The sequence below is a fragment of the Actinocrispum sp. NPDC049592 genome, assembly GCF_040675465.1.
Taxonomy (GTDB): Bacteria; Actinomycetota; Actinomycetes; order Mycobacteriales; family Pseudonocardiaceae; genus Kibdelosporangium.
Map to the genome: position 1 here is coordinate 237472 of NZ_JBFAPA010000016.1, position 20009 is coordinate 257480.

The following is a 20009-nucleotide window of genomic DNA, read 5'->3' on the forward strand; positions in this document are numbered from 1 at the left end:
CGCTATCCATGAAGCGATCGCCACCCATACAGGGGTTCGAAGCCGAGCAGCGACCGACTCCGGTCCCGTGCGTACAGCGACTCGAACTCACCAAGCTCCCGGTCCACTCTTACCCCAGGGTGGTAAGTCCGCAACAACTCGGCAGTCGGGATCAACGCCGTCGTGTCCGGCGCGGCCACGTTCACAATGTGGTGACCCGTCAACGAAGCCGTGAGCGCGGCCAACACGGCCCGAGCGGCGTCCCGCATGTCCAGCCAGGCCCACAACCCACCCCGGTCCACGCCATGATCGGCATGCACCCAGCTCAGGTGCGAGAGCAGCCGTTCCCCGCTGCCGATGAAGGGAAAGCGCAAGCTCACGACGGTCGCGCCCCACCGACGACTGGTGGCCGCAGCGATGGTCTCGCCGATCTGTTTGGACAACCCGTAGACATCCTCGCCGACATATGGATGGTCCTCGGTCACGGGCACCGATACCGGCGACACGCCAAGCTCTGACCAGGCTAGACCGACCGCGGAAGCGCTGGAAACGTACACGATCCGCGGCACCCCGAAACGCCCGGCGGTGTCCAGGACGTTGTAGGTGGTCTGGACATTGTTCTGGAAGATCTCGTCGTCCGGACCGTCCTTTGGGGACGGTATGGCGGCCGCGTGCACCACCGCGCTCACCCCGTCGACGACCTCCCTGACGTGCGGCAACGACCGCAGATCCCCGTTCTGGCGGTCATGCGGCACGACGTCATGGCCCGCTTCGGTGAGACAAAGCGACACGACCGAACCCAGCGCTCCCCCGGCGCCGGTGAGCAGAACCTTCACCCTTTGACCGCTCCCACGAGTCCGTTGACGAAGTATCGCTGCAGCAGCACGAACAACAGCACCACCGGCACGACGATGATCAGTGACGCCGCCATGATCACGTTGTACTGCGGCGAGGTCGACGAGGTCAGCGTCTGCAGGCCCAACGGCAACGTGTACACCGAGGGGTCGTTCAACGAGACCCGGCTCAGCACGTACTCGTTCCACGTCGGCACCGCGGTCAGGAGAGCGATCGCGGCCAACGCAGGCCGGCAGACCGGCAGGTAGATCGACAGGAACGCGCGCACCTCGCTGGCCCCGTCCATCCGCGCCGACTCCCGAAGCTCACCAGGCACCGCCCGGAAGCTGTTGGTCAGCAACAGGATCGACAGCGGAGCCGTGCCGTTGACGAACGGCAGCACCAGCCCGAACTGCGTGCCCAGAATGCCCAGCTCCTGCTGCAGGATCACGATCGGCAGCAACACCGTGACCCCAGGCACGAACAGCAGCGAGATGAACCCGGCGTACAAAGCCTTGCGCCCCGGGAACTCCAGCACGGCGAACGCGTACGCCGCCAAGGAGTAGACCACCAGCACTCCGGCCACGGTCGCCGCCGTGACCACGAGGCTGTTCCCGAAGTACCGCAGGAAGTCCAGCTCGTTCCAGGTCTGCGCGAACGTGGACAAAGTCGGATGAGCCGGGATCAGCTCGCCGCCGCGCAGCACCTCCTGGCTGTCCTTGAACGCGCCGGACACCATCCAGGCGAACGGGTACACGCTGATCACGGCGTAGATCCCGAGCACGACGTACGCAACGACGCGGGCTCTCACGTGCGGCTCCGCAGCACCCGGACGTTGATCGCGGCCAGGATGATCGCGACCACGAACAACAGCCAGCCCAGCGCGCTCGCCAAACCCAGCGTCGGCCGCAGTTCCTTGAAGAACGCCTGCTTGTAGATCTCCAGCCCCAGCACGTTGGTGTGCCCGCCGGGACCGCCGTTGGTCATCAGCAGGAACATCTGGAACCCCTGCAAGGCATCCCGCAGGTTCAACAGGATCACCGCCGCTGTGATCGGCCGCAGCAACGGCCAGATCACCGACGACGTCATCCGGAACCCGGTCGCCCCATCGACGGTGGCCGCGTCGATCACCGCCGGATCGATGGCCTGCAACCCGGTCAGGAACAGCAGAATCGCCACTGGGATGGACGACCACGCCATCACCACGATCAACGTGGCCAACGCCGTGTTCGGGTTCCCGAGAAACCCTTGCGGCTGAGCCAGAGTTCCCAGACCAAGACCCCGCAGGATGAAGTTCAACGAACCCTCTGGCTGCAGGACATAAGTCCAGCCGTAGAAGATGGCGATCCCAGTGGTGACATAAGGCAGGAAGAACACTGTCCGCAAAGTCGTGCGAAACAACCGGATCCGGTTCAGCGCGATGGCGATCGGCAGGCCGGCGATCACCGCCAGCAGCGGCACCGCGATCATCACGACCACCGTGTGCACAGCCGCGTCCCGCACGTACGGCGCCACGTTGGGGTCGCGGTAGATCACGTCGAGGTAGTTGCCGACGCCCACCCAGGTCCAGTGTGGACTGAAGCCGTTCCACCGGGCAAAGCTCAGCAACAGCCCGTACCCGACGGTGTACACGCCCATCACCGCGAACAGCACCAGGGCCGGCAGGATGAACGCGTACCCCGTCAGGGCCTTGCGCAGGCGTTTCACTTCCACGAGTCGGAGATGATCTGGCCGAGCTGCTTGTTCGTGTCGGCCACCGAGACCTGTTTGAGCGGCGACATCTTCACCAGCGCGTCCCCGGCGATGGCCTGGTCGTAGACGGGGCTCTGGTACTTGGACATGTCATCGGGGTTGTACGTGTTCGGCCCGGGCGCGTCGAAGACCTTCTGCAGTGCGGCCAGATCCGGCCCCAGCAACGAGGCCGCCTTGGCGCCGAGATCGACTCCGGGCAGGTCCAGTGAGGCCTTGGCGAACGCGCCCGCCTGGTCCACGGAAGTCAGGTAGTCCAGCCACTTGATGGCCGCCTCGGGTTGTTTCGAAGTCGCCGACACCGAAAGGCCGGTCAGAGCCAAGGGGGCCAGCTTCAGGTCGGTGACCTGGCCACCCTCGGCGGGCGGCAGCCCGAAAGCGATGAGATCGCTGGGGTTCATGCCGTTCTGCTGGATGGCCGCGAGGGTGAACGTGCCGCCGACGTCGAACGCGGACTTGCCCTGCGCGAACGCCCGGTCGGCGTCGTCGATGCCGAGGGTCTGGCTGCCCGGGGTCCAGTAGGGCGTGAGTTTGTCGTACAGGGCCAGCACCTGCTCGCCGTCGGCGTTGCCCCAGATCTTGCCGGAGTCCTTGCCGAACAAGGCTTCGTAGCGATCCTTGCCGAGGTAGGCGTAGGCCAGCGGCTGCAGGATCCAGTTGAACCCGGTGCTGGAGGCCTTGAGCCCGATGGTGATCCCGCCGTTCTGCGGGTCCTTCGCGGTGGTCGCCCGCAGCCACGAGATCAGTTCGGCCCAGGTCTTGGGCGGCGCGGCGGGGTTCAGCCCGGCCGCGGTCAGCTTCGCCTTGCTGGCGTAGACGATCCCGAAAGTGCCTGAGGTGAACGGGATGCTGAACAGCTGACCGGTCTTGATGCCCACATCCGCCGCCTTGGGCGCGAGCGATCGCTGGTAGCGCTCCGGCGAGACCCGCCCGGCGTCCGCGGTCCCCTTGAGGAACCGCGCCTGCCACGCCGAGTCCACATTGGACGTTATGTCGGCGAGGATTCCGGCGCCGCCAAGCACGAAATCCTCGCCTGCCGCGTGCACCTCCAGAACGTCCGCCACGTTCTTGGTGGCCGCGGCGCTCATCACCTTGCTCTTGAAGGCGTCATCCGGGGTGTAGGCGGTGATGTTCACGGTGATGCCGGTCTTCTCCTTGAAGCTCGCGGCGGCCGCCTGCAGGGGTTTGACGTGGGTCTGCTTGAACGTCCACATCTCCAGCGTGGCCCCGGAACCGGTTGGGCCGTCCGAGGAACTGCTGCAGGCGACGCTGCTGAGGAGTAAAGCAACCGACGTCGTTATCGCGGCCAAGAGCCGAGGAGTGCCCACGTGTCCTCCCGATGCCTGTGTGACTCAGACCATAGGGTCGGAGGATTTAACATGTCAATGTCCCATAACCTGTTAAGCTACGACGGTGACAGCTGCCCGACCGCCGCTCTACCAGCAGGTGAAGCGGGAACTGCTGGCCGCGATCGCGGCCGGCGAGTACTCCCCTGGCAAGCCGTTCGTGACCCAGCGTGAGATCTGCGAACGCTTCGGGGTCAGTCACGCCACCGCGGTTCGTGCGCTCAACGAGCTCGCCGCCGAGGGACATGTGGTCCGGCGGCGCGGGCAAGGCACGTTCGTCGCGGAACGCAAACCGCAGGCCGGTGATCGGACGATCGCGTGCATCCTGCAGTACCACGGCCCGCACGTGACCCAACTGCTCGCGGGGGTCGAGGCGACCTGCGCCGAGCTGGGCTATCGCCTGTACCTGACGCACTGCGAGGGCGATGTCGCCCGCGAGGAGAACGCGCTGCGGCAAGCCTTGGCGCACAACGTCAGCGGCATCATCATCTACCCCGCCGAGGGCAGCCAGGTCGCCGATGTCTACGCCGACATCCACTCCCAGCGGGTCCCGCTGGTGATGGTCGACCGCTACCGCCCGGACCTGGCCACGGATGCCGTTGTGGCGGACAACTTCGGCGCGGGCAAGGAGCTGACCGCCGAGCTGATCGCGTTGGGGCACCGCACGATCGCGACCCTGTGGGACGAGACCGACGCCACCAGTGTCCGCGACCGGCTCGCCGGGCACCTGCATGCGTTGCGCGAGAACAACATCCCGGTCCGCCCGGACCTGACTGTGCTGCGCACCTACCGCAGCCAGCCGGTCGAACAGCGCCGGACCATCCTGCGCGAACTGCTGAACGGACCCCAGCCGCCGACGGTCTTCCTGTGCGCCAACGGGTACATCCTGGCTACCGCCGCGCACGATCTGGCCGCACTGGGTCTCGACATTCCCGGAGATGTCGACCTGGCCGGAATGGACGACGCCGGACCGTTCGACGTGCTGCCGTTGACTGTGGCCGCGGTGGTCCTACCGTCCCGCGACATGGGACGGCAGGCCATGCGGCTGCTGCACTCCCGCGTGACCAGCGACAGTCCAGAGTGGAACCCGGAGCTCGTCGTCCTGCCGATCTCGTTGCGCACCAGGGAGTCGGCGCCCGGGCACCTGCGGGTCGTCGGCGCGCCCCGGGATCAGCCGTGACCGTCCTGGCCGAAGCACCCTGGACCTCGACCGGAACCAAGGTGACCGCCGTCCGGACTTTCCTTACCGCTCCCCAAGGTCCGCCGTACTTGGTCGTCCGGGTGGAGACCAGCCAGCCCGGGCTCTACGGCCTGGGCTGCGCCAGTGATCCGCAAAGGACGCTCGCGGTCAGGTCCGTGATCGACGACTACCTCGGGCCGATGCTGCTCGGCCGCGATCCCGGGGACATCGAGGACATCCACCGGCTGCTGCTCAACTCCGGCTACTGGCGCGGCGGGTCGATCGAGGGCAACGCGCTGGCCGGGATCGACGTGGCGTTGTGGGACATCAAGGCGAAAGCCGCGGGGCTGCCGCTGTTCTCGTTGCTGGGCGGGCGGGTTCGCGAAGGCGCCGCCGCCTACACGCACGTGCACGGCTCCGAGGCCGACGAGATCATCGACCTGGTCGAAGCGGCCGTGACCCGCGGGTTCCGGCATGTGCGAGTGCAGGTTTCCGTGCCGGGGACCGACACCTACGGCGCCGGGCCGCTGTCCCGCGGTCGCGACGGCCATTGGGACTCCCTGGCCTACCTCAGGATGGTGCCCGAGGTGCTGGGTGCCGTCCGGCAGGGGGTGCCGGACGGCACCGAACTCCTCCACGACGTGCACGAGCGTCTCACGCCCGCGCAGGCGCGCCGATTCCTCGCTGCGGTTGAGGATCTTCACCTGTTCTTCGCGGAGGACGTCCTCGCGCCGGAGGATGCCGCGCATTTCGCCGGGCTGCGGGCGTGCGGCGTTCCCCTGGCAATGGGTGAGCTATTCCATGACGTGTCCCAGTTCCTCCCCCTGGTGCAACGGCGGCTGATCGATTTCGCCCGCATTCGGATACCCGCCCTTGGTGGGCTCACCCCGGTGCGCAAGCTCGTCGCCGCGTGTGAACTCAACGGTATCCGAATCGCGCCGCACGGGCCGGGTGACGTCAGCCCAATTGGCCAGGCGGCGAATCTGGCGCTGGACATTTCCGCGCACAGTTTCGGAATCCAGGAGGCCGCCACACCCACCGAGGCCACCCTGGATGTCTTCCCCGGAACTCCCGTCCCGGAACAAGGCCAATTGCACCCTTCACTCACCCCCGGTCTGGGAGTCGAGTTCGACGAGAAGAAAGCGCGGAGGTATCCGCCGCCCGAACCCGGCGACCACGATCGCTGGGCCCTGCTGCGGGCAACGGACGGCAGCGCACATCGCCCCTAGGCGACTGTGACCTGCAGAGACTCGCTCGTCTCGGACCGGGCGCCGGTCGGGTCGACCGCCTGCACGGAGATCGAATAAGTGTGCCCACGCAGCACATGACAGTATTTGACCAGGTCATCGACTTTCACGCTGGGCACCCTCGGCCGGTAGGCCTGGGAACCGTCGACCAGAACCCGGTAATAGGAGACGACCGCCGCGGGCGCGTCCCAGCCGAGAACCGGCTGTCCGGCGAAAACCCCGGTCTGCCGGAGATTCGACGGCGCCGGTCCGGCCGCCCACGCGTTCTGCGTGAACAACAGCAGAACCCCCGCGACGATCATTCCCACTCGCTTCATCATCTTCGCCACGCCCCTCAGGATGGGAAACAATCCACCCGAGTAGTACGCGGCTGTTCTTGAGCAGGTTCAGGGGTTGCGCAACGGAATCTCGACAACCGCCTGATGGTCGGGATGTTCGACCACCATGGTGAACAGTTCCGCCTCGTCCGGCGGCCCGGGTTCGTACATCCGGCTGTCCACGACCAGGCTGTTCCAGTGCGCGTCCGCGCCGCTGTTGCTGCGGTACTCGGTACCCGCGTCGTCCCAGCCGCGCCAACGCAGCCGTTCGTCCAGGAACACCGGCTGCTGCTCGCGGTCCTCGGGCCGGGCGGTCCGCACGATCAGCATGGTGGACCAGACCTCCAGGCTCACCAACGAGGTCGTCACGCCGTTGACGGTGAACGTCCGGCCCGCCAACGGAACCACCCGCAGCAGCTCCGGCACCGGCGCGTCCACCTTGACCGAGTCGACCTCCACCACGGGCGGGCGGCTGACCGGCGGGGACGGATCAAATCGGACAGTCCGGAGCATTCCGGCCTCGGTCATCTTGGTGCGCAACCAAGTCATGATGCGGTCGGCGTCCTGCTGGTCCAGCACCCCCGCGGCGACCAGGCCACGCGCCAGTCCCTGCAGCTCCCACCGGTTGACCTTGCCCTTGCCGCCGTCCCACTGCTCCTTGACGACTTTCTCCAGAAACGCCCGGCCGTTCATCTGTCCATCCTAAGGAGGTACGGTGCTCTGCGTGACCGTGCTGCTGGTGGCATACGGGGTGGGTTCGGTCCTCGTGCTGGGGTTGATGGCCGCGCGACTGGCCCGCACACCCGGCAACCTGGCGCTGGGTTCGCTGACCGCGTTGTTCGCGTGCTGGGCGCTGGCGTTCCCGCTGGGCATCGCCGCCGACCACGAGCAGTCGTTCCTGGGCGTGCCGCCGCTGGAGCTGCGGCTGGTCCAGCACGTGGTGCTGCTGGTCGGGATGAACTGCCTGATCGGGTTCTTCCTGTTCAGTGCCGCTGACCGGGACATCGCGTGGCGCCGGTTCCGCCGGCTGACCATCCCGCTGGGCCTGGCCTTGGCGGTGCTGACCGTCGCGGTGATCCTGACCCCAGCCGGGACGCGGACCCGGGACCACACCGTCACGAGCGTCGCCGTGTTCTGGTCGACCGCCGACCTCTACCTGGCATTCGGCTGCGCGGCCACCGCCGTCTGGGCGCTGCGCTACGCCCGGAAGGCCGAGCCGAGGCTCGCGCTGGGCCTGCGGATCTCCTCGGTCGGCCTGTTCGGGATCACGGCGGCCGACTGCGTGTTCGTGCCCGCGATCATCATCCGCTGGGCCGGTGGCGATGCCGCCCCGCCGGAGCTGTCCGCCGACGGCGCCGCCGAGACGACGCTGGGCTACTACGGCGCCACGTTCCTGTTGTTGCCCGGGATCGCGCTGTGCCTGATCGGGGTGGTCTACCCGGCGGCGATGATGCGCCTGGCCGCGCTGCGGGTGTGGTGGCACCACCTGCGGGCCTACCGCGAGCTTAGTCCACTGTGGACTGAGCTGAACGCGCAGTTCCCGGAGGACGCGCTGAGCCGCGTCCCGGTGACCAAGTGGCGAGACCTGAGCCTGCGCGGCGTGCACCGCCGCTACTACCGGCGGGTCATCGAGTGCCGCGACGGCCTCGTCCGGATCAGCCCGTACCTCAACGGGAACGGCGCCGATCTCGCCGCGAACCTGCGCGAGGCCTTGCGGGCGCACGCATCCGGCGACCAACCGGCCACGCAGGCCGTCCCGGTCGCCATCCCGGAGCGCAACGGCCTGGACGCCGACGTGGCCGAGCTGGTCACCTTGTCCCACGCGCTGCGCGCACAGACCGTTCAGTAGCCAGCACAAGGCAGAACGCGCCGATCGCCCCCGCGATCCCCGCACCCAGGCCATAGATCGCGTCGACCTCGTGGTCGGACAGCACCGAGATCAGCAGCCAGGCCGTGATCCCGAACAACGCGCCCAGCACCAGCGAGCTGTACTTGGCCGACGGCCGCCGGTAGCCGCGGCGCAGCGTCCGGACGGTGGACTCCAGGTACGCCAGCGCGAACAGGCCCAGCAGGAGACTCCCGGTGCCCATCGCGCTGGCCAGCGGGTGCTGGACCGTGCGCACGGTGAGCTCCTGCACGACGGTCGTGTTGTCCGGCTTCGAGTACTTGACCTCGCCGGTCACCGCGCCGCCGACGATCCACCGGGTGATCCCGGGCATCTCGATGTGCGCGGTGAAGTTGCCGTCCTGGTCGGTCCGCACCTGCTGGTTGCCCGAGCTGATCGGCACCGAGGCGCCGGAGATGGTCAGCTGGACCGGTCCGCTGATCGGACCTTTGCCTTTGATCTCAATGGGTTTGCTCAGGTCCAGGGTGGCGGGCCCGACCGCGGGCGCGCCGGCCACCGACACGTTCGCGCCGGTGATCTCCTGGTGCGGCAACCGGCCCGGCGAGATCAGCGCGACCACCACGACCGCGACCAGCGCCAGACCCGCCAGCACACCAGGGATCCAGGCCCGGCTCGGCGTCGGTTCGACCTGGAGGTCCATGCCGGGCACGGCCAGGGTCCGGTCGGCGGTGGCGCCGTGGACCTTCGGTGTGACAACGGTCGGGCCCTCGCGGTAGGAGTTGCCGCTGAGCGCGGACAACACCCGGGGTGTCAGGTGCAGTACCGGGATTCCGGACCGTTCCAGCCAGCCCTGCCCGTACACCGCGGTCGCCGCGCCGGCCAGGTCCACCGCGAACGATTCGGCCTCGCGGTAGCGGTCCGACTGCTCACGCGCGATGCTGCGCATGACAACCGACGCCAGCGGCTCCGCAACCCCTTGGATGGGCGCGGGATCGGCGAACATGTGCTGGCGGACCAGGGCCAGCCCGCCCCGGCTGCGGTCGAACGGGATGTCGCCGGTGAGCAGCTCGTAGAGCACGGTCCCGGCCGCGTACACGTCGGCGGCCGGGCTCAGCGCGGAACCGGATGCCTGCTCCGGCGCGATGTACGCGGGCGTGCCAAGGACTTCGCCGCTGTGCGTGACCAGAGTGGCCCCTTCACTGACCACCCGGGCGATGCCGAAGTCGGCGACCTTCACCACGCCCTTGCCGTTGAACAACAGGTTCTTCGGCTTGACGTCCAGGTGCAGCACCCCGGCGTTGTGCGCCTCGTGCAGCCCGGCCAGCATCGCCAGGGTGATCGCGCAGGCCTGCTCGGCGTTGATCCGCCCGGCGTGGAACCGGTCGAACACCGTGCCCCCGTCGAGCTTCTCCATCACGAGCAGGTTCTGCACGTAGTCGTACACCGGCACGATGTGCGGGTGGTCCAGGCTGGCCAGCACGCGCGCCTCGCGGTCGAACTGCACACCGGCCGTCGCGTTGTCCGCCACCGCGTTCGGCAGCTGTTTGATGGCAACGTGACGGCCGAGCGACCGGTGCACGCCGGCGAACACCTCGCCCATCCCGCCCTCGCCGATCTTGGCGCCGATGGCGTACTGCGGCAAGGCGTTCACCATGCTGTACGGAGCCGTCATGCGAAGCCCTCGGTGGTGTTCTCCAGCCTGCGGGTGCGCAGGTCCACCGTGGGATCATCCGGTGTGGACGATGGCGGCAGCGGCGGGATCGGGTGCGGCGTCAGGTAACCGAGGATCAGGCCGATGGCCGCGGTGCCGATCACCACCGGGATCTCGATCGCGGGCTCCGGCGGCACGAGCTTCAGCACCGACAGCGTGATGACCGCCACGAGCCCGGTGCCGATCCCGGCGGGCAGGAAGCGCAGCGCGCGCCGCCACCGGTTGGGCGCCAGCCGATGCCGGGCCAGTGCGAGCAACGCAGTGGCCCACAAGAACGCGGTGATCACCAGCATCGCGAGCCCGAAGACGCCGTACACCGACCACAGTGAACCGCGCACGTCACTGACCGTGCTCACACTGCCGAGGTCTTCCCGCTGTGCGCCAACGATGTCAACGGTGGTGGGCAGCAGGCCGATCGCCTGGCCACCGAGGTCGGTGAAGTCCAGCACCAGCGTGCGGGTGACCCGGCTCTTGGCGGGCACGTCGAACGGCATCGTGGTGTCATAGGAGAAGAAGGTGAGCGCGAGGGCCACTCCGGACACGCGCACGCTTCGCACTCGTACCACTGAGTCGGAGTTGTTGATCGCGGTCACCGACAGCTCGGCGGACTTCGCCGGGTCGATCGTGACGGTGTTTCCGTTGATGTCACGACCGTCCAGGCTGACCGTCAGCTGAAGCGGTTCGGCAGCGGATGCAGGGGCGGCGCCGAACAGGACGGCACATGCGGCAAGCGCAACCCCCGCCGCAATCACGCGTCTCATGGGTATCCCGTTGGTCGAGTGTGAGGACTGGACGGGAATGCTACAACGTGCGGGAGTTTTCCGGCGGCATGCGCGATAGAGGTAACGATGCGAACGGTGTTGCGGATCGCCGGTGGCGTGGCCACCGGCCTGGCGATCGCGCTGGCCACAGCGCCCCTGGCAGAAGCCCAGTCCAGCACCCAGCCCGCACCCCGGCAGGTGATAAACCTCAAGCCTGACAAGGGTTTGCCGGGCAGTGCGTTCACAATCAACTGGTCCGGCTTCTTTTTGGTGGAGCGGGCCTGCCGCAACATCATCTTCACCTTCGACTCCACCACCGTCGGGCAGGCCGCTCCGGGGTCGGAGGGCTCCGGGTCGATCACCGTAAAAGTGCCCGATGGGGCAAAACCCGGCGCCCATACGGTCACCGGATCCATCACCATCGGGAACTGTGAGGGACTTTCCGCGAGCGCCACATTCACGGTGCCCGGTCCGTCGACGCCACCGATCACCCCACCCGTCACACCACCGATCACTCCGCCGGTAACAAATCCCCCAGTGACCATCCCGCCGGTTACCAACCCACCGGTCACCCGGCCACCGGTAACCCGGCCGCCAGTCACCACAACGACTCCGCCGACCACGACCACCCCGCCCACCACGACCACCGAGCCGCCGCCAACGTCCACAACGGACACGCCGACGAGCACTACTACTCCAACCGGCGGAGCGCTGGAACTCGACAAGCCCGCGATCAACCCCGGCGACCCGTTGTCCGCCACCGGACGCGGGTGTTCGCCTGGGGCGCCGGTCACCCTGATCTCCGATGGGGAGCGGGTGGGAGGTACTGTCGCCGACGCCGACGGGAACTTCAGCGCACCGGTGGAGTTCACCCGGATCCGGGCCGGCAGGCACGAGGTCACCACGGAGTGCGGGGTCAAGCTGGCCGGAGCGGTGGACCAGATCGTCACCAGTTCCACCGGCGGGCACAGCAGCACGATGATCGTGCTCGTGTTCTTCATCCTGGCCGGTGTGGCGGTGATTCGGTTCAACTGACCTGCAGAGGTGGAAATGCGGACGGTGTTACGGGCCGCCGGCGGGCTGACCGCTGGCCTGGCACTGGCAGTGGCGGCTGCGCCCCTCGCGAACGCGCAGAGCTCGACCCAGCCGCCACCGCCGTCCGTTGACGCGAGCCCGAACTCGGGACTGCCAGGCGCCGGTTTCAAGCTGATCTGGTCGGGCGCCAACTGTGACAACGTGAGCTTCACCCTCGGCGGCACGACCATCGCGACGACGCACGCGTCCAGCGGCTCGATGGGCGCGAACGTGCCCACGGACGCCAAGCCGGGCAGCACGCTGATCGTCATGGTGTGCGTCGGCAAGCCACTGGCGCGCAAGCCGTTCACCGTGCTCACCCCGCCGTCCAGCCCACCTTCCAACCCGCCGAGCAATCCACCTTCGGACCCACCGCCGGTGTCCGGCCCACCCCCGCCCGGCAACCCGGGCAACCCGCCTCCGGGAAACCCGGGCAACCCCAGCCGTCCGCCGGTCACCACAACGACTCCGCCGACGACCACCACCCCGCCCACCACGACGACCGAGCCGCCACCACCGTCCATAACGGACGTGACGAGCGCGCCGCCGTCCGACAGCGACCTGGTCCTGGACAAGCCCGCGATCAGCCCCGGTGATCGGCTTTCCGCCTCTGGCAAGGGATGTTCACCGGGCGCGCCGGTCACGCTCACCTCGGGCGGCGAGCGGGTCGGCTCCACGGTCGCGGAGGCGGACGGCACGTTCAGGGCGCCGGTGGAGTTCACCCGCATCCAGGCCGGCCGGCACGAGGTCACCGCGAACTGCGGTGTGGTGCTGACCGGGGCGGTCGACCAGATCGTGACCAGCTCGACGGGTGGGCACAGCGGGACCATGATCGTGTTGGTGTTCTTCGTCCTGGCGGGTGTGGCTGTACTCCGTTTTAACTAACTTCGAACTCGCGCAATCCTCCCCGGACCCGACACCGAATGCTGGGTGCGCCCGGCATCGCAATCGGGTGCGGGGAGGATTGTCATGTATTCCTTACGCGGCAGGACCAAGCCGCTCGTCATGGCTGGGGCGCTGCTGTTCGGGGCGGCGTTCGCGGGGTTCGTCCCGGGCAGCGCCAACGCCTCCAGCCACCGGGAAGCGCCGCTCATCGCGGCTGACCCGGCCGTGGACAACACCGATGTGTACGCGTTCGTCAGCCCTGACAACCCGGACACGGTCACCATAATCGCCAACTGGTTCGGTCTGCAGGAGCCGAACGGCGGACCCAACTTCTACCCGTGGGCCAACGACGCCCGCTACGACATCAACATCGACAACGACGGCGATGCCAAGCCGGACCTGACCTACCGCTGGACGTTCGACACCGACGACCGGCGCGGCAAGAGCACCTTCCTGTACAACAACGGCCCGGTCACGTCCCTGGACGACGAGAACCTGTTGTTCCGCCAGAACTACAAGCTCGAGGTCTGGGACTACGAGGGCAAGAACAAGACCCTGGTGAACAAGGGCAAGGTGGCACCGTCCAATGTGGGCCCCGCGTCCATGCCGGACTACAGCAAGCTGCGCGACCAGGCCATCACCAAGCTGCCCGGCGGCGGGCAGACCTACGTGGGTGCCGCGGACGACTCGTTCTTCCTCGACCTGCGCGTGTTCGACCTGCTGTACGGCGGGAACCTGTCCGAGGTCGGCCAGGACACGTTGCGCGGCTACAACGTCAACACCATCGCGCTGCAGATTCCCAAGAAGGAACTGGCCTTCAAGGGCGACCCGAAGCGCAACCCGGTGGTCGGCATCTGGAGCGACACCGAGCGGCGGTCGCTGAAGCTCTCGCCCGGAAAGGCGGAGCCGGAGGGCCCGTTCGTGCAGGTTTCCCGGCTGGGCAACCCGTTGGTGAACGAAGTTGTGTCCTCCGTGGCCCTGAAGGACGCGTTCAACGGCCTCACGCCGGACAAGGACGGGACGGTCAAGCCGTTGCTGGACCGGGTCACCAACCCCGAGGTGCCCAGGCTGATCGAGTCGATCTACAAGCTCAAGGCGCCGATGACCCCGCGCAACGACCTGGTCGAGATCTTCCTGACCGGGATCACCACCAAGGCGGGCGGCCCGATCAAGGCCGACCTGAACTCGCAGCTGAACAACATGGACGTCAAGGCCAAGAACTTCGTGCCCTCGGAGATGCTGCGGCTCAACACGTCCATCGCGCCGGCCGCGCAGCCCAACCGGCTCGGTGTGCTCGGCGGTGACCTGCAAGGGTTCCCGAACGGCCGCCGGCTGACCGACGACGTGGTCGACATCGAGCTGCAGGCGCTGGAAGGCGCCGCGCAGAGCGGAAAGATCGTTCCCGAGCTCGCCGCCGGGGACAAGGTGGACGCCAACGACAAGGCGTTCGAGCAGAAGTTCCCGTACATCGCGTTGCCGAACAACTCGGCCGTCAACTCGCAGACGACGACCGCCAACGTGGCGCCCAGCGCCAACGTGATCGAGGAGATGCCCGCCGGCGCGATGCTGGGCGGAGCCGCCGGGGCCCTCGGCCTGATCGGCGGCGGCGTGTGGATGTGGCGCAAGCGTGGCCAGAAGGCCCGCCACCGCGCCATCCCGTAGTCACAGCCACCCCTGAAAAGTCCTGGGGGTGTGGCCCCACCCACACCCCCAGGCATCCTTGGCGCGCCCGAAAACAGCGAAGGTGTCCAGCAATGAAGGTGTTCCTCGCCCTGTTCGCCGGGGCGCTCGTGATCATCGCCGCGGTCAGCCTGACCCGGTCCCCCACTCCCGAAGCCACCGCCCAACCGGTCAGCCGGCAGACCCGCCTGCTCGACCATGTCCAAGCCCTGCAAGCGAAACTGCACCGCGTTGCGGGCGACTTCACCGGCTGGGCCGACCTGGGCGGGTCCTATGTGGAGCTTGCGAGGGTCACCGCCGACCCCACGTACTACACCAAGGCTCAGGGTGCGCTGGAGAAGTCGTTGGCGTTGCAGGCAGACGGCAACGGCCCGGCGATGGTCGGCATGGGCGCGCTGGCCAACGCGAGGCACGACTTCGGCAAGGCCAAGGAATGGGCGCTCAAGGCGGAAGCTGTCCAGCCTGGCACCGCTGAGGTCTACGGTGTGCTGGCGGATGCGTTGACACAGCTGGGAGACGACAAGGGCGCGGCCGACGCAGTGCAGCGGATGCTCGATCTGAAGCCGAATGTCGCTGCCTTCACCCGCGCGTCGTATCATTTTGAGCTGCACGGCCAGGAGAACGAGGCCCGGAGCGCTCTGGAGCGCGCGCTGTCCTCGGCCACTTCGGCCGACGAGACCGCCTACTGCCGCTACTACCTTGGTGAGCTGGCGTTCAACGCGGGCAAGCTCGACGAGGCCGCCGACCAGTACGAGCAAGGCATCACCGCCAGCCCGAACGATCCGGCTCTCCAGCAGGGCAAGGCCAAAGTGGCCGCCGCCCGCGGACACACCGACGAGGCCCTGGACATCTACCGCGAGGTCGTCGCCCGCGCTCCCCTGCCGCAGTACTTTGTGGAGTATGCGGAACTGCTGACCAAGGCCGGAAACCCGGACGAGGCCGCCAAGCAGCTCGCGATCGTCGCCCAGCAGCAGAAGCTTCTGGAGTCGCAGGGCGCGACCGACGACCTGAGCGCCTCGCTGATCGCGGCCGACCACGGTGACAAGGCCGAGGCGCTGCGTCGTGCGGAGGCCGAATGGGGCCGCAGGCAAAGCGTTTTCGTCGCCGACGCGATGGCGTGGGCGTTGCATGTGAACGGCCGGGACGCTGAAGCCCTGGTGTACGCGGACAAGGCCGTGGCCAACGGCTGGCGTAACCCGGTCGTCGTCGGACACCGCAACGCGATCATGGCCGGTGCCAGATGATCCGCAAGATCCTGGGCCTGACCCTATTGGGCATGCTGCTGACCGCGGGTGTGGCGATGGCGCACCCGCTCGGCAACTTCAGCGTCAACCACTACGACGCTCTCCATCTGCACCCGGACCGGGTCGACGTGAAGTCCATCGTGGACCTCGCCGAGATTCCCACCCTCCAGGAAAGCAACCTCGACGCCCGGCGCGAGTGCACGAACCTCGCCGGCGCCCTCCGCTCCACTGTGGATTCCCGGACGCTGGCCTTCCGGGTCCGAACGGCCCAAGTGGAGCGTCCGAATGGCCAAGCGGACCTGCCGACCACGAGACTGACGTGTGAGCTGACCGCCCCAGCCGACATCAGCAGCCCGGTCACGCTGAGCTTCCGCGACGAGTACCGGTCCGACCGCGTTGGCTGGCACGAGATCACTGCTGTTGGTACTGACGTCAAGCTTGACTCCACAGTTCCCACCCAGACCGTCAGTGACGAACTCCGCCGCTACCCGGACGATCTGCTGTCGTCCCCGCTCGACGTCCGCGAGGTGTCCCTCAAGGCCGAGCCGGGCGCGAGCACGACGGCAGGCGCGGCCACCGAACAGCGGGACAGCGGCTTCGCGCTGACCGAGTGGTTCACGAACCTGGTCGGCCGCCCCAATCTCACGCCCCTGCTCGGCGTTCTCGCTGTCCTGCTGTCGCTTGTGCTGGGTGCATCGCACGCGGCCTTGCCAGGGCACGGCAAGACGGTCATCGCGGCCTATCTTGTCGGCCGGGAGGGAACGGCGAAAGACGCCGTCATCGTCGGCGCGACCGTGACGCTCACCCACACCGCCGGCGTGCTCGTTCTCGGCCTGCTGATCTCCGCGTCGAGCGCCCTGGCGGGCGAGGCCGTCCTGAAATGGCTAGGAATCGCCAGCGGCGTCCTGATCGCCGCGATCGGCGTGTTCCTCGTGCGATCCGCGCTGAAACAAGTGAAACAACGCGGGCACGGACATGGACATAGCCATGGGCACGGACATGGTCATGGGCATGGGCATGGGCATGGGAACCGGTTCAGCAGGAGCGGGCTGATCGGGATGGGCCTCGCGGGTGGTCTGGTCCCCAGTCCTTCTGCCCTGGTAGTTCTGCTCGGCGCGATTGCGCTGGGGCGCACCTGGTTCGGGGTTCTGCTGGTCCTGGGCTACGGGATCGGCATGGCGGCGATGCTCATGGTCGCCGGCCTGGTGCTGGTGAAACTGCGCGACCGGTTCGAGGGAAAGCTGCGCGGATACGCCAAGGTGACCCCTGTGCTGACCTCGGTGATGGTGCTCGTTGTCGGTGCGGGACTTGCCGTCCGGGCGGTCGCCGGTTAGCCTTCCACATTTTTTCAGGCGTGAAGAAAGTTCCTCACCATCGCGAGAGCGCTTCCATCGGCTCTTGACTCCGGTGTGACCCGGGATACAGGATCGCTCAGGCCCTGCCGCCATTGTTGTCGCGCCTGCAGAACGGACCCACCATGAGCACCAGACTCAGAGCCAGGTCAGGAACCTACCGAGGAGCGCTGATCACGCTCATCGGCGCGGTCCTGGCGGCCGGTACGCCCAGCGCCGCGGCCGCGGATCCGCAGAGTTACGGCCACGGTCACGACCGGCAACCGGTGATCGGCCAGCCGAACATGGACCACGGCTGCGCCAGGATCGAGCAGTCCCTGCCCACGCTGAGCGACTGGCCGAAGGTCGACAGCAAGATGGACCGCAACTTCTGGGACGAATGGCGGATCAGCCAGATCGTCAACGGCATGAGCCTGGCCGAGAAGGTCGGGCAGATGACCCAGCCGGAGATCTCCGCGATCACCCCGGCCGAGGTCACCCAGTACAACATCGGTTCCGTGCTCAACGGCGGCGGCTCGTGGCCTGCCGCCAACAAGCACGCCACCACCACGGACTGGCTCACCCTCGCCGACGCCTACTGGACGGCGTCCAAGGCCACCCGCACGCGCATCCCGGTGATCTGGGGCATCGACGCCGTGCACGGCAACAACAACGTCTTCGGCACGACGCTGTTCCCGCACAACATCGGCCTCGGCGCCGCGCGGGACTCGTGCCTGATCCGCGACATCGGCGAGGCCACCGCCCGCCAGATCCGCGCCACCGGCCAGGACTGGGCGTTCGCGCCGACCCTCGCGGTGGTGCAGGACGACCGCTGGGGCCGCACCTACGAGGGCTTCTCCGAGAACCCCACGATCACCCGCGCCTACGGCTACGAGGCGATCCGGGGCCTGCAGGACAACAACTCCTTCCGGCTGGACCGCAACGGCGTGATCGCCACCGCCAAGCACTTCATCGGTGACGGCGGCACGACCGGCGGCAAGGACCAGGGCGTCAACGCCTACTCCGAAGCCGACATGATCAACCTGCACGGCCAGGGCTACTACGGTGCGCTCGCGGCGGGCGCGCAGTCGGTGATGGTCTCGTTCAACAGCTGGACCAACCCGGACCTGGGCATCAACGAGGGCAAGGTGACCGGCAGCCAGAAGGTCGTCACCGGGATCCTCAAGCAGAAGATGGGCTTCGACGGCCTCGTGGTGTCCGACTGGAACGCCATCGGCCAGGTCCCCGGCTGCACCAACGCCAGCTGCCCGCAGGCGATCAACGCGGGCATCGACATGGTGATGGTTCCGAACGACTGGAAGGCCTTCATCACCAACACCATCGCGCAGGTCGAGGGCGGCCAGATCCCGATGGCCCGGATCGACGACGCGGTCAAGCGGATCCTGCGGGTCAAGCTGCGGGCGGGCGTCCTGGACAGCAGGAAGCCGTCGCAGCGCCAGTACGCGGGTGACGCGAACGCCCTGCTGGACAAGCAGCTGGCCCGCAAGGCCGTGCGCGAGTCGCAGGTGCTGTTGAAGAACAACAACAAGGTCCTGCCGCTCAAGCCGAAGTCGAAGGTGCTCGTGGTCGGCAAGTCCGCGGACAGCATGCAGAACCAGACCGGTGGCTGGACGTTGTCCTGGCAGGGGACCGGCAACACCAACGCCGACTTCCCCAACGGCACAACGGTCCTGGCCGGTCTCAAGCAGGCTTTGGGCGATGCCAACGTCACCTACAGCGCCACGGCCGACGGCGTTGACCCGTCGCAGTACGACGCCGTCATCGCGGTCATCGGCGAGACCCCGTACGCGGAAGGCGTCGGCGACCTGGGCAAGCGTTCGCTCGAGGCGGCCAAGCTGTACCCGGCCGACCTGGCCGTGCTGGACAAGGTGCACGGCAAGGGCGCCCCGGTGGTGACCGTGTTCATGAGCGGCCGTCCGCTGTGGACGAACAAGGAGTTGAACCGGTCCGACGCGTTCGTGGCGTCCTGGCTGCCCGGCACTGAGGGTGAGGGCGTCGCGGACATGCTGGTGCGCGGCCGCAACTGGCAGGACTTCTCCGGCAAGCTGTCCTACAGCTGGCCCAAGACCGCCTGCCAGACCCCGCTGAACCCGCGTGACCCCGGCTACGACCCGTTGTTCCCGTTCGGCTACGGCCTGAGCAGCAGGCAGACCGGCAACGTCGGCACGCTCGACGAGACCGCGCCGGTGTCCTGCAGCGGAGGCGGCGGTGGCGGTACGGCCACTGAGGACCTGGAGATCTACAACCGCACCGATGTGGCTCCGTACAAGGCCTTCATCGGCTCCCCGGAGAACTGGGGCGGCACCGAGATCGGCCCGGACGGCCAGGCCGCGCACGCCAACATCAACACCGTGCCGGTGGACGTGAACGTCCAGGGCGACGGGCTGAAGACGACCTGGACCGGTTCCGGCCCCGGTCAGATCTACATGCAGAACCCGGCACAGGGCGATGATCTCCGCAGCTACCTGAACGCCAACGCGGCCCTGGAGTTCGACGTCATCGTCAACTCGCCACCCGCGGCCAGAACGGTGATCAGCACGCACTGCGTGTACCCGTGCCAGGGTGAGACCGTTGCCACGAAGCTGTTCCAGAACCTTCCAGTCGGTCAGAAGTCGACGGTCAAGATCCCGATCGTCTGCTTCGCCGACAAGGGCCTGGACCTGGAGAACGTGAACACGCCGTTCCTCGTCTACACCGAGGGCGCGTTCACCGCTTCGTTCGCCAACGTGCGCTGGGTGCCCAAGGGCGGTGCGGACCCAGATGCCCAGAAGTGCGGTGACCTCGTAGACCAATAATCGAAGAGG

At 67.6% G+C, this 20009-nt stretch carries 18 protein-coding genes; 9 read left to right on the plus strand and 9 right to left on the minus strand.

Annotation, left to right across the window (positions count from 1 at the left end; genetic code table 11):
• Positions 1–2: 2 nt before the first annotated feature.
• Genes AB0J95_RS34560 through AB0J95_RS34575 form a run of 4 tightly spaced genes read right to left on the minus strand, consistent with a single transcriptional unit; the run spans position 3 to position 3890 of the window.
• On the minus strand, positions 3–815 hold the full coding sequence (locus tag AB0J95_RS34560) for an NAD(P)-dependent oxidoreductase (RefSeq protein ID WP_364767564.1): 813 nt from the start codon (positions 813–815) through the stop codon (positions 3–5).
• Positions 812–1624 (minus strand): carbohydrate ABC transporter permease, encoded by an 813-nt coding sequence (locus tag AB0J95_RS34565; protein ID WP_364767567.1) that lies wholly within the window; start codon positions 1622–1624, stop codon positions 812–814. The genes AB0J95_RS34560 and AB0J95_RS34565 overlap by 4 nt, the downstream gene beginning before the upstream one ends.
• A complete protein-coding gene (locus tag AB0J95_RS34570; RefSeq protein ID WP_364767570.1) occupies positions 1621–2526 on the minus strand; it encodes a sugar ABC transporter permease in 906 nt (301 codons plus the stop codon). The genes AB0J95_RS34565 and AB0J95_RS34570 overlap by 4 nt, the downstream gene beginning before the upstream one ends.
• Positions 2517–3890: an extracellular solute-binding protein gene (locus AB0J95_RS34575; RefSeq protein WP_364767573.1), complete on the minus strand. Its 1374-nt coding sequence runs from the start codon at positions 3888–3890 to the stop codon at positions 2517–2519. The genes AB0J95_RS34570 and AB0J95_RS34575 overlap by 10 nt, the downstream gene beginning before the upstream one ends.
• 85 nt (positions 3891–3975) lie before the next feature.
• Here AB0J95_RS34575 and AB0J95_RS34580 point away from each other — a divergent pair, with 85 nt between their 5' ends.
• Together AB0J95_RS34580 and AB0J95_RS34585 are read left to right on the plus strand one after the other, a co-directional pair.
• A complete protein-coding gene (locus AB0J95_RS34580; protein ID WP_364767576.1) occupies positions 3976–5088 on the plus strand; it encodes a GntR family transcriptional regulator in 1113 nt (370 codons plus the stop codon).
• Positions 5085–6317 (plus strand): enolase C-terminal domain-like protein, encoded by a 1233-nt coding sequence (locus AB0J95_RS34585; protein WP_364767579.1) that lies wholly within the window; start codon positions 5085–5087, stop codon positions 6315–6317. Before AB0J95_RS34580 ends, AB0J95_RS34585 begins: the two co-directional genes overlap by 4 nt.
• On the opposite strand, the gene AB0J95_RS34590 is transcribed toward AB0J95_RS34585, so the two are convergent.
• Together AB0J95_RS34590 and AB0J95_RS34595 are read right to left on the minus strand one after the other, a co-directional pair.
• The gene (locus AB0J95_RS34590; RefSeq protein ID WP_364767582.1) at positions 6314–6664 is read right to left on the minus strand and encodes a fibronectin type III domain-containing protein; all 351 of its coding nucleotides are present in this window, start codon (positions 6662–6664) and stop codon (positions 6314–6316) included. The genes AB0J95_RS34585 and AB0J95_RS34590 overlap by 4 nt on opposite strands.
• 57 nt (positions 6665–6721) lie before the next feature.
• Entirely contained in the window at positions 6722–7345 is a 624-nt protein-coding gene (locus tag AB0J95_RS34595) for a hypothetical protein (protein ID WP_364767585.1), read from the minus strand.
• A gap of 31 nt (positions 7346–7376) precedes the next feature.
• Between AB0J95_RS34595 and AB0J95_RS34600 the strand changes: the two genes are divergently transcribed.
• Positions 7377–8501 carry an MAB_1171c family putative transporter gene (locus AB0J95_RS34600; RefSeq protein ID WP_364767587.1) on the plus strand — a complete coding sequence of 375 codons (1125 nt, stop codon included), beginning with the start codon at positions 7377–7379 and terminating at the stop codon, positions 8499–8501.
• Here AB0J95_RS34600 and AB0J95_RS34605 read toward each other — a convergent pair.
• From AB0J95_RS34605 to AB0J95_RS34615, 3 genes are read right to left on the minus strand one after another with little or no spacing between them, the layout of a single operon-like run.
• On the minus strand, positions 8461–10170 hold the full coding sequence (locus tag AB0J95_RS34605) for a serine/threonine-protein kinase (RefSeq protein WP_364767589.1): 1710 nt from the start codon (positions 10168–10170) through the stop codon (positions 8461–8463). The genes AB0J95_RS34600 and AB0J95_RS34605 overlap by 41 nt on opposite strands.
• Complete coding sequence (locus tag AB0J95_RS34610; RefSeq protein ID WP_364767592.1) at positions 10167–10970, minus strand: hypothetical protein; 804 nt, start codon at positions 10968–10970, stop codon at positions 10167–10169. The genes AB0J95_RS34605 and AB0J95_RS34610 overlap by 4 nt, the downstream gene beginning before the upstream one ends.
• Positions 10967–11659 (minus strand): hypothetical protein, encoded by a 693-nt coding sequence (locus AB0J95_RS34615; RefSeq protein ID WP_364767595.1) that lies wholly within the window; start codon positions 11657–11659, stop codon positions 10967–10969. Before AB0J95_RS34615 ends, AB0J95_RS34610 begins: the two co-directional genes overlap by 4 nt.
• Positions 11660–11786: 127 nt before the next feature.
• On the opposite strand from AB0J95_RS34615, the gene AB0J95_RS34620 reads away from it, so the two are divergent.
• From AB0J95_RS34620 to AB0J95_RS34645, 6 genes are all read left to right on the plus strand, one after another.
• Complete coding sequence (locus tag AB0J95_RS34620) at positions 11787–12005, plus strand: hypothetical protein (protein ID WP_364767598.1); 219 nt, start codon at positions 11787–11789, stop codon at positions 12003–12005.
• 15 nt (positions 12006–12020) lie between these two features.
• Positions 12021–12929 (plus strand): hypothetical protein, encoded by a 909-nt coding sequence (locus tag AB0J95_RS34625; protein WP_364767601.1) that lies wholly within the window; start codon positions 12021–12023, stop codon positions 12927–12929.
• Positions 12930–13013: 84 nt separating this feature from the next.
• Entirely contained in the window at positions 13014–14591 is a 1578-nt protein-coding gene (locus AB0J95_RS34630) for a DUF4331 domain-containing protein (protein WP_364767604.1), read from the plus strand.
• A gap of 92 nt (positions 14592–14683) precedes the next feature.
• Positions 14684–15853 (plus strand): tetratricopeptide repeat protein, encoded by a 1170-nt coding sequence (locus AB0J95_RS34635; protein ID WP_364767607.1) that lies wholly within the window; start codon positions 14684–14686, stop codon positions 15851–15853.
• On the plus strand, positions 15850–17187 hold the full coding sequence (locus AB0J95_RS34640; protein WP_364767610.1) for a sulfite exporter TauE/SafE family protein: 1338 nt from the start codon (positions 15850–15852) through the stop codon (positions 17185–17187). The genes AB0J95_RS34635 and AB0J95_RS34640 overlap by 4 nt, the downstream gene beginning before the upstream one ends.
• Positions 17188–17330: 143 nt before the next feature.
• Positions 17331–20000: an exo 1,3/1,4-beta-D-glucan glucohydrolase gene (locus tag AB0J95_RS34645; protein ID WP_364767613.1), complete on the plus strand. Its 2670-nt coding sequence runs from the start codon at positions 17331–17333 to the stop codon at positions 19998–20000.
• Positions 20001–20009 lie beyond the last annotated feature (9 nt).